Source organism: Roseobacter sp. CCS2 (assembly GCF_000169435.1).
GTDB lineage: Bacteria > Pseudomonadota > Alphaproteobacteria > Rhodobacterales > Rhodobacteraceae > Yoonia.
In genome coordinates this window covers 1210539-1225832 of sequence record NZ_AAYB01000001.1, presented here as the reverse complement: position 1 = coordinate 1225832, position 15294 = coordinate 1210539, and the positions used below count along the sequence as shown (strand labels likewise).

At 52.1% G+C, this 15294-nt stretch carries 14 protein-coding genes; 4 read left to right on the top strand and 10 right to left on the bottom strand.

Annotated features, from left to right (window positions below):
* Nucleotides 1–8 precede the first annotated feature (8 nt).
* The gene (mutS, locus tag RCCS2_RS06230; RefSeq protein ID WP_008232360.1) at nt 9–2645 is read left to right on the top strand and encodes a DNA mismatch repair protein MutS; all 2637 of its coding nucleotides are present in this window, start codon (nt 9–11) and stop codon (nt 2643–2645) included.
* A 2-nt stretch (nt 2646–2647) separates the two neighbouring features.
* On the opposite strand, the gene RCCS2_RS06225 is transcribed toward mutS, so the two are convergent.
* From RCCS2_RS06225 to hrcA, 3 genes are read right to left on the bottom strand one after another with little or no spacing between them, the layout of a single operon-like run.
* Nucleotides 2648–3703 carry a TPM domain-containing protein gene (locus RCCS2_RS06225; protein WP_008232357.1) on the bottom strand — a complete coding sequence of 352 codons (1056 nt, stop codon included), beginning with the start codon at nt 3701–3703 and terminating at the stop codon, nt 2648–2650.
* Nucleotides 3700–4257: a nucleotide exchange factor GrpE gene (locus tag RCCS2_RS06220; RefSeq protein WP_008232356.1), complete on the bottom strand. Its 558-nt coding sequence runs from the start codon at nt 4255–4257 to the stop codon at nt 3700–3702. Before RCCS2_RS06220 ends, RCCS2_RS06225 begins: the two co-directional genes overlap by 4 nt.
* A gap of 11 nt (nt 4258–4268) precedes the next feature.
* Nucleotides 4269–5333 (bottom strand): heat-inducible transcriptional repressor HrcA, encoded by a 1065-nt coding sequence (hrcA, locus tag RCCS2_RS06215; protein ID WP_008232355.1) that lies wholly within the window; start codon nt 5331–5333, stop codon nt 4269–4271.
* Between the two features lie 115 nt (nt 5334–5448).
* Between hrcA and rph the strand changes: the two genes are divergently transcribed.
* The 3 genes from rph to hemW are packed head-to-tail and all read left to right on the top strand — an operon-like array spanning nt 5449 to nt 7914.
* Nucleotides 5449–6156 (top strand): ribonuclease PH, encoded by a 708-nt coding sequence (gene rph, locus RCCS2_RS06210; RefSeq protein WP_008232354.1) that lies wholly within the window; start codon nt 5449–5451, stop codon nt 6154–6156.
* Complete coding sequence (rdgB, locus tag RCCS2_RS06205; protein WP_008232353.1) at nt 6156–6764, top strand: RdgB/HAM1 family non-canonical purine NTP pyrophosphatase; 609 nt, start codon at nt 6156–6158, stop codon at nt 6762–6764. The genes rph and rdgB overlap by 1 nt, the downstream gene beginning before the upstream one ends.
* Complete coding sequence (hemW, locus tag RCCS2_RS06200; protein WP_008232352.1) at nt 6757–7914, top strand: radical SAM family heme chaperone HemW; 1158 nt, start codon at nt 6757–6759, stop codon at nt 7912–7914. The genes rdgB and hemW overlap by 8 nt, the downstream gene beginning before the upstream one ends.
* Here hemW and RCCS2_RS06195 read toward each other — a convergent pair.
* The 7 genes from RCCS2_RS06195 to hemJ all read right to left on the bottom strand — a co-directional run bounded on the left by RCCS2_RS06195 (nt 7911) and on the right by hemJ (nt 15242).
* A complete protein-coding gene (locus RCCS2_RS06195; protein WP_008232351.1) occupies nt 7911–8798 on the bottom strand; it encodes a ParB/RepB/Spo0J family partition protein in 888 nt (295 codons plus the stop codon). The two genes, hemW and RCCS2_RS06195, sit on opposite strands and share 4 nt — an antisense overlap.
* Nucleotides 8799–9596 (bottom strand): ParA family protein, encoded by a 798-nt coding sequence (locus tag RCCS2_RS06190; RefSeq protein WP_008232343.1) that lies wholly within the window; start codon nt 9594–9596, stop codon nt 8799–8801.
* Nucleotides 9586–10206, bottom strand: coding sequence for a 16S rRNA (guanine(527)-N(7))-methyltransferase RsmG (gene rsmG, locus RCCS2_RS06185; protein ID WP_008232342.1), 621 nt, complete (start codon nt 10204–10206; stop codon nt 9586–9588). The genes RCCS2_RS06190 and rsmG overlap by 11 nt, the downstream gene beginning before the upstream one ends.
* Before the next feature lie 3 nt (nt 10207–10209).
* Nucleotides 10210–12087, bottom strand: a complete 1878-nt coding sequence (gene mnmG / locus RCCS2_RS06180; RefSeq protein ID WP_008232341.1) for a tRNA uridine-5-carboxymethylaminomethyl(34) synthesis enzyme MnmG — start codon at nt 12085–12087, stop codon at nt 10210–10212.
* A 3-nt stretch (nt 12088–12090) separates the two neighbouring features.
* Nucleotides 12091–13371 (bottom strand): tRNA uridine-5-carboxymethylaminomethyl(34) synthesis GTPase MnmE, encoded by a 1281-nt coding sequence (gene mnmE / locus RCCS2_RS06175; protein ID WP_008232338.1) that lies wholly within the window; start codon nt 13369–13371, stop codon nt 12091–12093.
* A 29-nt stretch (nt 13372–13400) separates the two neighbouring features.
* Nucleotides 13401–14672, bottom strand: a complete 1272-nt coding sequence (gene rho / locus RCCS2_RS06170) for a transcription termination factor Rho (protein ID WP_037293265.1) — start codon at nt 14670–14672, stop codon at nt 13401–13403.
* A 120-nt stretch (nt 14673–14792) separates the two neighbouring features.
* Nucleotides 14793–15242: a protoporphyrinogen oxidase HemJ gene (hemJ, locus tag RCCS2_RS06165; RefSeq protein ID WP_008232335.1), complete on the bottom strand. Its 450-nt coding sequence runs from the start codon at nt 15240–15242 to the stop codon at nt 14793–14795.
* Nucleotides 15243–15294 lie beyond the last annotated feature (52 nt).

Here is a 15294-nt window from a genome sequence, read left to right as displayed (position 1 = left end):
GGGGATGCATGACCAGCACCAAAAGCACCACAACGCCCATGATGGCGCAATATCTGGAGATTAAAGCCGAGCATCCCGATGCCCTGCTGTTTTACCGGATGGGTGATTTCTATGAGATGTTCTTTGACGATGCTGTCGCCGCAGCTGAGGCGCTGGATATCGCGCTAACTAAGCGGGGCAAGCACGACGACCAAGACATACCGATGTGCGGCGTACCACATCATGCGGCCGAAGGATATTTCCTGACACTGATCCGAAAAGGGTTTCGGGTCGCTGTTTGCGAACAGATGGAAAGCCCCACTGAAGCGAAAAAGCGTGGGTATAAGGCCGTTGTGAAGCGCGAGGTCGTGCGGCTGGTCACACCGGGCACATTGACCGAGGATTCACTGCTGGATGCGCGGCGGCACAACTTCCTTGCTGCGTTTCACATGGTACGTGATGAGGGCGCGCTGGCTTGGGTCGATATCTCAACTGGGGCGTTTCATGTGATGGCTTGTTCTGGTGCGCAACTGGGGCCGGAACTGGCGCGACTAACCCCGCGCGAGGTGATCGTTGTCGACGGGAATGACGCAGATTGGGCTGGAATAGTATCTGATTCCGGTGCAACGCTTACTACTTTGGGGGCAGCGGCGTTCGACAGTACATCTGGTGAAAAACGCCTGTGCAGTCTCTATAAAGTTGGGTCGCTTGATGCTTTTGGCAGCTTCGGCAGGGCCGAGGTTGGGGCGATGTCCGCCGTGGCGGAATATCTGGATATCACACAACGCGGTAATCTGCCGTTACTTCGCCCACCGGTACAAGAAGGCCAATCTGCGGCGATGCAGATTGATGCGGCAACCCGCAAATCGCTTGAACTGACGCACGCAATGAACGGTGGTAAGCAAGGTTCGCTTTTGCATTGCATTGATCGGACGGCAACAGCCGGGGCCGCGCGTTTGCTGGAACGGCGGTTGGCGTCGCCATCTTGTAACGCTGATGTTATTGCCGCGCGGTTGAATGCCGTTTCATATTTGGCGGAGGATACGCGGTTAACCGAAGACATTCGCGAGGCGCTGCGTGGCGTACATGATTTAGACCGTGCATTATCACGTTTGGCGCTGGATCGCGGGGGCCCGCGGGATATGGCGGCCATTCGCAACACGATTGGACAGGCTAGGCAGCTTTCTGAACGATTGCCAAAAGATTTGCCGCAGATCTTGTCCGATGCCGCGGATGATCTTACCGGGCACGGCACCTTACTAAACCTGCTTGATGAAGCTTTGATTGCAGAACCGCCGCTTTTGTCACGCGATGGCGGGTTCATTGCGCCAGAATATAATGCCGAGCTGGATGAAGTGCGTACGCTGCGTGACGAAGGCCGGTCTGTCATTGCCGGGATGCAGGCAGAGTTCATTGAAGCATCCGGGGTTTCGTCGCTGAAGATCAAGCACAACAATGTGCTGGGCTATTTCATCGAAACGACAGCAACCCATGCCGACAAAATGATGACCCCGCCGTTGAATGAAACCTTCATTCATCGGCAGACAACTGCGAACCAAGTCCGTTTCACCACAGTAGAATTGTCCGAGATTGAGACGCGTATTTTGAACGCCGGTGGACGGGCGCTAGAGATTGAAAAACGGCTCTATTCCAGCCTAACCGAGGCGATTATTGCGCAGGCTGGCCCTTTGGGTGCGCTGGCCCGTGCACTGTCCGAGATTGATCTGATGGCAGCCCTTGCGCATCTGGCAATGACAGAAAACTGGGTACGCCCGAAAGTTGATGATAGTCGTGCGTTCGAAATTTCAGGTGGACGCCATCCTGTGGTGGAAGCCGCCCTGCAAAAAGATGGTACGCCGTTTATTGCGAACGATTGCGGGCTAACCGACGCCCCTATCTGGTTGCTGACCGGTCCGAACATGGCAGGTAAATCGACATTCCTGCGCCAGAACGCTTTGCTGGCGATTTTGGCGCAAATGGGCAGTTTTGTGCCAGCAACCGAGGCATATATCGGAATTGTCAGCCAAATTTTTAGCCGCGTCGGCGCATCCGATGATCTGGCGCGTGGGCGTTCGACCTTTATGGTCGAGATGGTTGAAACCGCGGCCATCCTTAATCAAGCGGACGACCGGGCGCTGGTGATTTTGGATGAAATCGGGCGCGGCACTGCAACATATGACGGTTTATCAATCGCTTGGGCAACGCTAGAGCATTTGCATGATGTGAACCGCTGTCGTGCGCTCTTTGCGACGCATTACCACGAAATGTCGGCGCTGTCGGCCAAGCTGGATGGCGTTGATAACGCCACGGTTACGGTGAAAGAGTGGGAAGGTGACGTCATTTTTCTGCACGAGGTCAAACGCGGCACCGCTGATCGCAGTTATGGGGTACAGGTGGCGCGGTTGGCAGGGCTGCCGCCTGTCGTTGTTGAACGGGCAAAGGTGGTTTTGGACGCATTGGAAAAGGGCGAGCGTGAAGGTGGCGGTGCACAAAAGGCAATTATTGATGATCTGCCGCTATTTGCAGCGACGCCAGCGCCAAAACCTGCCGCTGTAAAGGCATCAAAAGTCGAGGACGCTTTGAAGGGCGTTTTCCCGGATGACCTGACACCAAAAGAAGCTTTGACGTTGATTTATGAACTGCGCAACATGGTCGACGATGAATAATACTACCAGTTGCCGCTTGCACCGCCACCACTAGACCGCCCGCCGCCACGGCTGCCACTGGACGAAGACGACGTGCTGCGTTTTCTTTTAGGGATGGTGCTTGTGATCGTATACTGCGCATCGCAGTGATGGCAGCTATAATCAGTTTCACGCAGCCCTGTGGACGAATAGGTCGCAGATTTCACAACGCGGCTGTCCCCTTCTACCGTGCGGAAACCACATTCGCGGCAAGCACCATAACGTGAAAACCACGCGCGGTAGCCTTCGATTGTCAGGTGATCGCAGCTGTTGCAGTACCAGACATCATAGTCGACGCTTTCAAGCTGTTCTTCCATCAATTGCCCGGGTGACAGGCTGTCATCTTCGGTTTCTTCCAGATAGCGGCGCATCTGCGCCCCATCGTTTGGGCATATCCGGGGACGATTGCGCCTGATGCGGCGGATGAAGCGTACAACAAAGGGAACCGCTGCGGCAAAAGGCAGTATCAGTAAGAAACCAAGATCAGTCAGAAAACGGCCAACACGGATCCAAGCTTGATACCAAGGAGATGCATCATAAGCCCCCGGCGTGACACCGGCGACTTGATAGATCACCTCTTCCACGCCGGACCGAATACCGTCGGCATATTCATCAAGCCGGAAATTAGGCACAATCTTAGTGTCGATAACACGCGCCATTGGATCATTCAGTGTGTTGCCATAGCCTGCACCTACCTCAATGCGCAATTTGCGATCAAGGTGAGACACGAGTAACAGCAGACCATCGTTGCGTTCGGCGTTACCGATGCCCCATGTGTTAAACAGATCAGTTGCAAAGCTTTCGATGCTGCCTGTATGCCCGTAATCGGACATCCGCGTGATCGTGAGCACCGTAAATTCAATGCCCCGCTGTGTATAAAGTTCATCCAGAATGATGCGCAAATCTTCTTCCTGACTGTCAGTCAGGAGATCGGCGTAATCGTTGACGTAAAAATCGGCGTCTTCGGGAAAGCTTTGCGCAAGGGCAGTGCTGACCCAAAGACCAAGTAAAAGAACCCCTGAAAAGAGGTATTTAATCAAGATGCGGGTGTTGATGATACGCCAACCTGTGCGGGACGCAGCAAACGATCGTGCAGCATGAACCCTTCAGCAGCGACTTGAATGATGTCACCTGCTTTGGTGTCAGGCAGGGGCGCTTCGAACATCGCCTGATGCAGCTTGGGGTCGAATTTATCGCCAACTTCCGGCGTAATCGGGTCGATCCCGTGCTTTTTGAACACGCTGATCAGCTCACGCATTGTCAGCTCAACACCTTCAAGCAAGGCTTTGTTCACGTCCTGCTCTGCCTCGGCGGAGGACTGTAATGCACGGCGCATGTTGTCATAAACAGGCAGCATATCACGGGCAAGTTTTGAGCCACCGTAATCTTCGGCCTCGCGCCGGTCACGGTCTGAGCGTTTGCGCAGGTTTTCAGTATCGGCCAGCGCCCGCATGAATTTGTCGCGGTATTCATCGCGTTCGGCGCGCAATGCTTCTATTTCATCAAATGTCGCTTCGGCCGCGTCAAAATCAATTTCATCGCCTTCTGCGGCAAGTTCATCAAGACTTTGTAGTTCTTCGTCTTTCTCAGACATCTGTCTTCCCTTTAAGAGCGGTCAGCAATCATTTTGCCAACCAACTTTGCGGTGTAATTCACAATCGGCACGATGCGCCCGTAATTGAGCCGTGTTGGCCCGATCACACCGACCGCGCCAATTATCTTTCGGTCGGCGTTCATATAAGGGGAAACGACGAGAGATGAACCCGATAAAGAGAACAATTTGTTCTCTGAGCCAATAAAAATGCGCACACCGTCACCTTCTTCTGCCAGATCAAGGAATTGGGCGATATCACGCTTGCGTTCAAGATCATCGAAAAGGGTACGGATTCGTTCCAGATCGGCTTCGTTTTCGCCATCACCCAATAGATTACCGCGGCCACGCACGATCAGGCGTTCGGTCGCTTCGCCTTCGTTTTCCCAAAGGGCGAAACCATCGGCGATCAGTTCAGCGGCAAGCGCATCAATCTCTTGCCGCCGAGTTTTGATTTCACGGGCGATTACAGCGCCAAGCTCAGACAATGTATGCCCCGCAGCGATAGCGTTGAGGAAATTTGCAGCCTCGCGCATGGACGATGGGGTTTGGCCCGGTGGCGGTGTGAAAATGCGGTTTTCGACATGGCCATCACCAAACACAAGCACAACAAGGGCACGGTCTTGGGATAGCGAGACAAATTCGATGTGCTTGATCGGTGCTTCATGTTTTGGAGTCAGAACAAGGCTTGCCCCATGGGTCACGCCTGAAAGTGCTGTTCCAACCTGATCAAGCACAGAGGTCACATCTTGGTCGTTAGTTGTCAGCGTCCGGTCGATGGTTTCGCGATCTTTTCCATCCAGATCGCCAACCTCTAGCAACCCATCAACGAACATACGCAAGCCCAACTGCGTCGGGATGCGCCCGGCGCTGACATGCGGGCTGCCCACCAGCCCAAGAAATTCGAGGTCTTGCATCACATTGCGAATGGTCGCGGCACTGATCTTTTCCGAAAAATCCCGCGTCAGGGTCCGTGACCCGACAGGTGCGCCGCTTTCCAAATACCCTTCGACCACGCGCCGAAAAACCTCGCGCGAGCGGGTGTTCATTTCGTCGATATTTGGCGGTTGTTCGGTCATCGGATCCTCAGACAAAGGCTGGGCAATTAAAACGAAGTTCGGGCCTACGTCAATCGGGGTTGGATTTCATATGTGGGCAGCGTATCCCCGGACTGCAACCGATAGGAGAGACCCCATGCGTCCATCAGGCCGTCAGACGAACGAAATGCGCGAAGTTTCCATTGAAACAGGCGTAACGATGCATGCCGAGGGCTCTTGCCTGATTAAATGCGGGAATACGCATGTTTTATGCACTGCCACGATTGACGAGCGGGTGCCGCCGTTTTTGAAGAACTCTGGTTTGGGTTGGGTCACTGCGGAATATGGTATGCTGCCGCGCGCGACGAACACACGCATGCGCCGCGAGGCGAAGAATGGGCAATCGGGGCGAACGCAGGAAATTCAGCGGTTGATTGGGCGATCTTTACGCGCTGGTGTTGATCGCGTTGCTTTGAGCGAGCGTCAGATTGTCGTGGATTGCGATGTGATTCAGGCCGATGGCGGGACGCGCTGTGCGTCGATCACCGGTGGTTGGGTTGCTTTAAAGCTGGCTGTGCAGAAGTTAATGAAAGCGGGTGATGTGATCAGCGATCCGTTAATTGATCCTGTCGCGGCGATTTCTTGCGGGATTTATGCGGGGCAAGAAGTGCTTGATCTGGATTATCCTGAGGATAGCGAGGCGGGTGTTGATGGGAACTTTGTCATGACTGGTGGCAAGATGATTGAAATTCAGATGTCTGCTGAAGGGTCAACCTTTACCCGTGCGCAGATGGATGGATTGGTTGATCTGGCCGAAAAGGGTGTGGGCGAATTGACCGCGATCCAACTGGCGGCTGTCAGCTGATGCGGCGCTTTGACGGCAAAGAACTGGTCATTGCGACACATAACCAAGGGAAGCTGGAAGAGATTGCTGATCTTTTGAAGCCTTATGGTGTATCTTTAACGTCAAACGCTGATCATGGACTGCCCGAACCAGAAGAGACCGAGACAACCTTTGTTGGGAATGCCCAAATTAAAGCGCATGCGGCAGCGCAGGCAATCGGTTTGCCAGCACTGTCAGACGATAGCGGTATTGAAATTGACGGGTTGGGTGGTGCGCCGGGCGTTTACACCGCGGATTGGGCCGAAACGCCCAATGGCCGTGACTTTAAGATGGCAATGAAGCGAAGTTGGGCTGAATTAGAGGCTGTTTCCGCCCCTTTTCCGCGGACGGCCCGGTTTTGTTGCACGCTTGTTCTGGCGTGGCCAGATGGGCATGATGAAGTGTTTCCAGGTGTCATGCCCGGCCAGATCGTTTGGCCAATGCGCGGCGATCAGGGCCACGGATATGATCCGATTTTTCAGCCGGATGGATATGATATTACCTTTGGTGAAATGGACCGTTGGGAAAAGAACAAGATCAGCCACAGGGCCGATGCTTTTGCCAAACTGATCGCTGGTTGCTTTGCCTGAAGATTGGGAACATGGCGGCTTTGGCCTTTATATTCACTGGCCGTTTTGTCAGGCGAAGTGCCCCTATTGCGATTTCAACAGCCATGTCGTGGCACAGATTGATCAGAAAGCGTGGCAAGCTGCTTATCTAAGCGAGATTGAGCGGATCGGCGAAGAAACCAAAGGTCGCGTTTTACGGTCTGTGTTCTTTGGCGGCGGCACACCAAGCCTGATGGATCCAGCAGTCGTTGACGCGATATTAACAAAAGTGCGTGCAACATGGCCTCTCGCTAACGATATTGAAATTACGCTGGAGGCAAATCCAACATCAGTTGAAGCAGGGCGGTTCGCTGGCTACCGGGATGCCGGGGTTAACCGGGTGTCGATGGGCATTCAGGCGCTAAATGATGCTGACCTAAAAGCGCTGGGGCGTCTTCATACAGCAAGAGAGGCAATGCAGGCCTTTGATGTTGCACGAAATGCATTCGACCGCGTGAGTTTCGATCTGATTTATGCGCGGCAAGGCCAGTCCCTGAAAGATTGGACATCAGAATTGGGTCAGGCCCTAAATTTGGCTGTTGATCATCTATCTTTGTACCAGCTGACAATCGAAGACGGGACAGCATTTGGTGATCGGTACGCTGCTGGAAAACTGCGCGATTTGCCAGACGACGATGCAGCGGCTGATATGTACATGGCCACCCAAGAGGTTTGTGGTGAGGCTGGACTTTTTTCTTATGAAGTATCGAACCATGCCCGGCCTGAGTGTGAAAGTGTCCACAACAAAATCTATTGGAAATACGGCGATTACGCGGGCATTGGACCGGGTGCGCATGGGCGTTTGACGCTGGGGGGGACGCGCTATGCGACAGAGGCATCTCTTGCGCCCACTATCTGGCTTTCACAAGTTTTGAAAACAGGGAATGGGGATGGCAATCTAGAAGCTTTGGATCGTCAGGATCAATTTGTTGAGTTTTTGCTTATGGGAATGCGGTTGCGGGAGGGTGTTCAGCTTTCCCGATTTTCTGACTGCGTGACATATATATTTCAAAACAATATCAATAACTTACAAGAAAGCGGCTTTGTTCAAAAACAAGATGATGTGCTCCGCGTGACCGATCAGGGTTATCCAGTGCTTAACGCTGTCTTGCGTGAACTTTTGACGGCCTAGCCGCCCGCCAGTACACGCATCAGATCATCAAGCTGCTCTAGTGATTTGTAACCAATGACCATCTTGCCACCCTCGGATCCTGCTGAATGATCAATTGTTACCTTCATATTAAGCGTCGCAGACAACTCATTTTCAATCTGCACGGTATCGGCATCTTTGGGAACCGGTGCACCCGGTACGGAACGTTTCTTGATTGCCGGGCCTTTCTTGGCCAGTTTTTCAGTTTCGCGGACGGACAGATTACGTTGGATGACCTCTCGCGCCAATTCAGCCGCTTGATCATGACCAACAAGGGCACGGGCGTGTCCAGCGGAAAGTTGACCGTTTATCAGATAGGTTTGTACTTCGTCAGGAAGGTTCAGCAAGCGCAGAAGATTGGCAATATGGCTGCGGCTTTTACCAAGCGCCGATGCAAGCTTATCTTGTGTATGACCAAAGCGATCCATCAACTGCTTGTATCCCGCAGCCTCATCAACTGGATTTAGATCAGCCCGTTGGATGTTTTCGATGATCGCAATTTCGAGAACTTCTGTATCATCATAGTCGCGCAGAAGTACGGGGATTTCATGCAGCTTCGCCATTTGCGCAGCACGCCACCGGCGCTCGCCCGCGACGATTTCATAAATCCCATCATCTGATGGCGATGGACGCACGATAAGCGGTTGGATAACCCCTTTTTCAGCGATCGACCCGGCCAGCTCTTTCAGGGCGTCTTCGCCAAAGGTGCGACGCGGCTGATCGGGGTTTGGCTGCACCTGTTCAATCGGAACAACCAAATCAGGGCGTTTCGGTGTAGATTGCGGCGCATCTTCTGTTGCAACATCAGACATCAAGGCCGATAGACCGCGACCCAGGCCGCGGGATTTCTTTGTGGTGCGTGCCATCTACGCCGCCCTCATTTTCTTTTCTTTTTCAATAAGCTCTTTCGCAAGAGACCGATAAGCGGTGCTACCCTTCGAACCGCTATCATAGGTCAAAACTGGAATCGCAAAGGACGGCGCTTCGCTAAGCCGGACGTTACGTGGAATAACTGTTTTGAACACCATATCGCCCATATTTTCGCGCGCATCGTCCTCTACCTGAAGAGACAGGTTATTACGACTGTCATACATAGTAAGCGCGATACCTTCGATCCGAAGATCAGGATTAGCGGTTTGGCGCACATCACGGACGGTAAGAATAAGTTGCGATAGACCTTCCAGAGCAAAGAATTCACTTTGCAACGGGACAATAATGGACTGCGCCGCGACCATAGCATTTACAGTCAATATGTTGAGAGATGGCGGGCAATCAATCAATATGTAGTCGAAATCTAGCGCTTCAGCGCTGCTTGCCCGTAAAACATCCCGCAACAGAAAGCTTCGCTTTGCATTATCGACGAGTTCAAGATCTGCCGAGCTGAGATCTGTTGTTGCCGGGATAATTGACAAATGATCAACCGATGTTTTCTGCACCGCCTCAGACAACGTCACATCACCGGACAGAAGGTCATATGTTGTGGCATCACGTTTATCATGATCAATACCTAGACCAGTCGATGCGTTGCCCTGTGGATCAAGATCAATCAAAAGAACACGTTTGTTCTGCTCTGCCAAAGCCGCGCCAAGGTTAATAGTTGTCGTCGTTTTGCCAACGCCGCCCTTTTGATTGGCAATCGCGATGATTTTTGGGTCATTGGCCAACGGTTTTTATCCTTCGAATGGCAAGTATTCGAGCGTCAGGATCAGTGATACTGGCATAATCTTCAAGGTCAAACGTCCAGTTCTTTTTCGCGTCGGCAATTTCTTGTTGTGACTTTTGACCCTTATGAAACAAAGCTACTCCGCTTGATTTCAAATGTCTTTCAGCGGCAGGAAGAAGACCAGATAATGCGGTAAGCGCGCGTGCTGATACAACATCTGCCAGTTGTTTAGGTACAGATTCAATACGTTGCGCTATAACATCGACGCGTAGCCCGCATTCACGTGCAGCAGTCCTTAAAAATATGGCTTTGCGTTGGTCGCTTTCGATCAATGTAAATCGCGCGTCCGGTTGTAAGGATTTGGCCATAATTGCCATAATGATACCCGGAAAGCCGCCCCCGCTGCCCATATCAACCCAATTTTCATAGTCTTTTGGGGCAAATCGGTAAATCTGCGCCGAATCAATGATGTGCCTGTCCCAAAGCGTTGCAACTGTACTGCTGGCGATAAGATTGATTTTTGGTGTCCATTTGGTGACTAGCGTACCAAACGCTTCTAAATTATCGATTGTTTCACGTGAAACATTAATGCCTGCGACCTGAGCATCCATCACTTATGTCCCAGTGGCCTTCTGTTGCTTTTTCGTGGCAGCAATAATCAGCATCAAAGCGGCAGGTGTCATACCCTCTATGCGACCAGCATGCGCTATGCTTACCGGTCGGGTCGCTGCAAGCTTTGCCGCGATTTCATTGGAAAGACCTCTGACCCCGGCGTAATCGAAATCAGCAGGGATAACGTGCTTTTCATCACGCTCTAACGCAGCAATGTCGCGTTCCTGTCGCGCAATATAATGGGCATATAACGCATCTTTTTTCACCTGATCCTGGATATGCGCCGGGATTTCATCAGCGTTTTGATCAAGTTTTGAAAGATGCCTGAAGCTAAAATCAGACAGCGCCAAAGCTTCAAGAGCTGATTTGCGTGGTCCGTCAGCGTTCAGTTTAACGCCTGTACTGGCAATCTCTCTTGCGGAAAGGCTGATATTAGCCAACTTTTCTTTGGCTAGATTGATGCCTTGCATCTTTTCACTGAAATACGCCCAGCGCCCTTCACCCACACAACCAAGGTTTCGCCCCCGCTGTGTCAGGCGCTGATCAGCATTGTCCGCACGAAGTGACAGACGGAATTCAGCGCGTGACGTAAACATGCGATACGGTTCTGACACCCCACGCGTAATAAGGTCATCAATCATGACGCCGATATAGGACTCCCGCCGGCTGAAGGTAATGGGGTCGCGTCCCCTTACCTGCGCGGCAGCGTTCAAACCAGCAACCAAGCCTTGTGCTGCTGCTTCTTCGTACCCTGTCGTGCCATTGATCTGACCCGCCAGAAACAGCCCCGGCACATCGCGTAATTCAAGAGTGGCTTGCAGAGCGCGCGGGTCTACATAATCATATTCTATAGCGTAGCCAGGCTGTAAAATAAGAGCGTTTTCAAGGCCGTAGATAGAATTGACGTAAGCCTTTTGTACATCCTCTGGCAACGATGTGGATATGCCGTTGGGATAAACCGTATGATCGGTCACCCCTTCAGGTTCCAAGAAAATCTGATGAGAGTTCTTTTCCGCAAAGCGCACGATCTTGTCTTCGATCGAAGGACAGTAACGAGGACCTACCCCGTCAATCTGACCACCATACATGGCAGACCGGCCTAGATTATCCCGAATAATATCGTGCGTCTGTGCGTTGGTATGTGTGATGCCACAATCGATTTGCGGCGCATATGTGCCTGTCGACAAAAACGAAAATAACACTGGGTCCTTATCACTGGGCTGCGCTTCAAGCTTATCCCAAGCAATAGTGCGACCATCCAACCGTGGTGGTGTCCCTGTTTTAAGCCGACCTAGCGGTAAGGAAAAGCTATCCAACCGCTCTGCCATCTTTACCGAAGGATCGTCACCCATACGTCCACCCGGCCGTGACACATCACCAATGTGGATCACACCGCGCAAGAATGTCCCCATCGTCAGAATGACGCTTTGCGCCGTTAATGCGCTACCATCATGCATCTGAACACCCGTGACCCGTTCACCAGACATCAGCAAATCAACAGCTTCACCCTCAACAATGACTAAATTTTTAAGGGCATTAAGCTCTGATTGCATCTCTGTCCGGTAAATCTGCCGATCCGACTGCGCACGAGGGCCTTGTACGGCAGGCCCCTTTTTTCGGTTCAAAAGACGGAACTGGATACCTGCTTTGTCAGCAACACGGCCCATAACACCATCTAGCGCATCAATCTCACGAACAAGGTGGCCCTTACCCAATCCACCGATGGCCGGATTACACGACATAACGCCAATAGAATGTTTGGTCAGTGTCACCAATGCTGTCCGCACACCCATGCGGGCCGCGGCATGTGCTGCTTCGGCACCTGCGTGTCCACCGCCAATGACAATAACGTCGTAGTCATAATGTTTCACGTGAAACACTCCCTACTTACCAATGCAGAAACTGCTAAAAATCTCATCAAGTACATGTTCTACATCAACGCGCCCGACGATGCTATCCACAGCGCGTATCGCTGACCTTAGATCTTCTGCAATCAAATCAGTCATCATATCTGACTGTCCTAAGGCAGCTGTCGCATCATCGAGGTACCCAACGGCACCTACCAGCGCCACACGATGCCTTTCCCGCATCGCAATACCAATCTGCCCTACCTTTTCCTGAAGACGTCCACTGACCCGTGCTATCATTTGGTCAATACCATCACCGGTTTTACCAGAAACAGCCATCCCATCACCATCATGAAGATCAGACTTTGCCTGCACGATCAGGTCATCTGGACCAGAAGGCGCTGATGTATCATTCGGCGCCATCAGCAAATGAATACGAAAATCAGCACGCTCAGCACGTTCAAGGGCGCGCGCAACGCCAAGCCCTTCGACGACATCATCGGTTTCGCGCACACCGGCGGTATCAAGTAACGTCACGGGCAACCCGTCAAGGTCCATCTGCACCTCAATGACATCTCTCGTTGTGCCGGCCACCTCTGACGTAATCGCCACATCCCGCCCAGCCAGACGATTCAGAAGCGTCGATTTACCAACATTCGGCGCTCCTATGATTGCAACCTCAAAACCATCCCTGACACGCTCTGCGACACGGACACCATCGGCCTCACGTACCATCTCCTGACGCACATGTGCCAACAGGTCGTTAACCTCAGGGCTGACATCGACTGGGACTTCTTCATCGGCAAAATCTATCGTGGCTTCCAACAGCGCCGCCGCGCGGATCAGCCGAACCCGCCAGCTATCGGCCAACTCTCCCAAGGCACCAGAAAAAACCCGCACGGCTTGTTTGCGTTGGCTTTCGGTTTCGGCATCGATCAAATCTGCCAAGCCTTCAACCTCGGCCAGATTAAGCCGACCGTTCTCCAGCGCACGCCGCGTGAATTCACCTGCTTCTGCCTGTCGCAGCTCTGGCATATCACCCAAACACCGCAACACAGCATGCACCACAGCCGGACTACCGTGTAAATGAAGTTCGACAACCACCTCACCAGTGAAGCTTTGTCCGTTGGGGAACCGCAAAATCAGCGCCTGATCAAGCAACTCACCCCGTGCATCACGCAACTGGCGCACGCCTCTCGCATCCGGAACAGAACCCGCCAATCGGGACGTCGCCTGGACAGCAAAAGGCCCAGAAATACGGACAATGGCAACACCAGAACGGCCCTGTGCTGTTGCTAAGGCAAAAATAGTATCCATATCTTAACCCATTGTTTTAGAACAATAAGTTACGTGTTCATTGAATCGAAGAAGTCAGAGTTTGTCTTCGTCTGCTTCAATTTACCAATCAGGAATTCGATCGCGTCTGTCGTACCCATCGGGTTCAAAATCCGGCGTAACACATATGTCTTAGCCAGATCGCCTTTATCCACCAATAGCTCTTCTTTCCGTGTACCGGATTTCAGAATATCCATCGCCGGGAAGACGCGCTTGTCCGCGACCTTACGGTCCAGAACAATCTCGCTGTTACCTGTGCCTTTGAATTCTTCAAAGATCACTTCATCCATCCGCGAACCCGTATCAATCAGGGCCGTCGCAATGATAGTCAGTGAACCACCCTCTTCGATATTGCGTGCTGCACCAAAGAACCGTTTGGGGCGCTGCAAGGCATTCGCATCCACACCGCCTGTCAGTACCTTGCCTGACGACGGCACTGTCGTGTTAAACGCCCGGCCCAAACGCGTGATCGAATCCAACAAAATCACAACATCCCGTTTATGTTCCACAAGACGCTTTGCCTTCTCGATCACCATTTCTGACACAGCCACGTGACGCGTCGCAGGCTCATCGAAGGTTGACGATACAACCTCACCCTTCACAGACCGCTGCATGTCTGTCACTTCTTCGGGTCGTTCATCAATCAGCAAAACGATCAGATAACATTCTGGATGGTTCTTCTCGATCGAGTTCGCGATGTTTTGTAGCAGAACTGTCTTACCAGTCCGTGGTGGTGCCACGATTAGGGATCGCTGCCCTTTCCCAATCGGAGCCACCAAATCAATAATCCGCGCCGACTTATCTTTGATTGTCGGATCTTCAACTTCAAGATTGAAACGCTCTTCAGGATAAAGTGGCGTCAGGTTATCAAAGGCCACCTTGTGCTTCGCGCGCTCAGGCTCTTCAAAGTTAATCTTCTCAACCGACATCAAAGCAAAGTAACGCTCGGTATCGTTTGGTTCTTTCATCACGCCTTCAACCGTGTCACCTGTCCGCAAAGAATGCTTTCGGATCATGTCTGGTGACACGTAAATATCATCGGGACCCGGCAGATAATTCGCTTCGGGCGAACGTAAAAATCCAAACCCATCCTGCAAGACTTCCAACACGCCATCACCACCAATGACCCACTCTTCATCAGCCCGCTCTTTGAGGATAGCGAACATCATGTCGCCTTTCCGCATGGTCGAGGCGTTCTCGATTTCCAGCTCTTCGGCCAAGGATAACAAATCCTTCGGGCTTTGCGCTTTGAGATCGGCAAGGTTCAAACGGTGCTGTGACATGAATAATTCCTGAAACCGGCACGAACACCGGCATCTTTGCGATTAGAAATGGAAAATCACTTTCCCGGACGGGAAGCTGCGTGACACATAGGCAAGCAAACGTCTTGAGTCAATCAATCCTTAGAACGGCCGCACAATCACCGCCACCACGATCAGAAACATCAGGACTGTCGGCACTTCGTTAAACAACCGGTACGTCCGTCCCGTCCGTGTATTGGTCCCAGCCGCAAAATCCTTGCGCCGTGCGCTCATCCAGCCGTGCGCACCTGTCATCAGGATGACTGAGACTAATTTCACCCATGACCAGGCAGCGCTCCAATCAAACGCCCCCAAGCCGATCATGATTAACCCCGCGATCCAAGCGACAATCATTGCTGGGTTCATAATGACCCGCAGCAGTTTTTCTTCCATCACCTGAAACGTGTGATCCAGTTCTGATCCAACTGATGCCCGTTCTGCGTGATAGACAAACAGCCTAGGTAGGTAGAACAAGCCAGCCATCCATGCGATCACCGCCATAATATGAATGGCTTTAATCCATGGATAGAAATTATCTAGAAGATCGATCATATCATTCCACTCTCATGCCTTACCCTTCCTTAATAAATATAAAAGGAAAGAA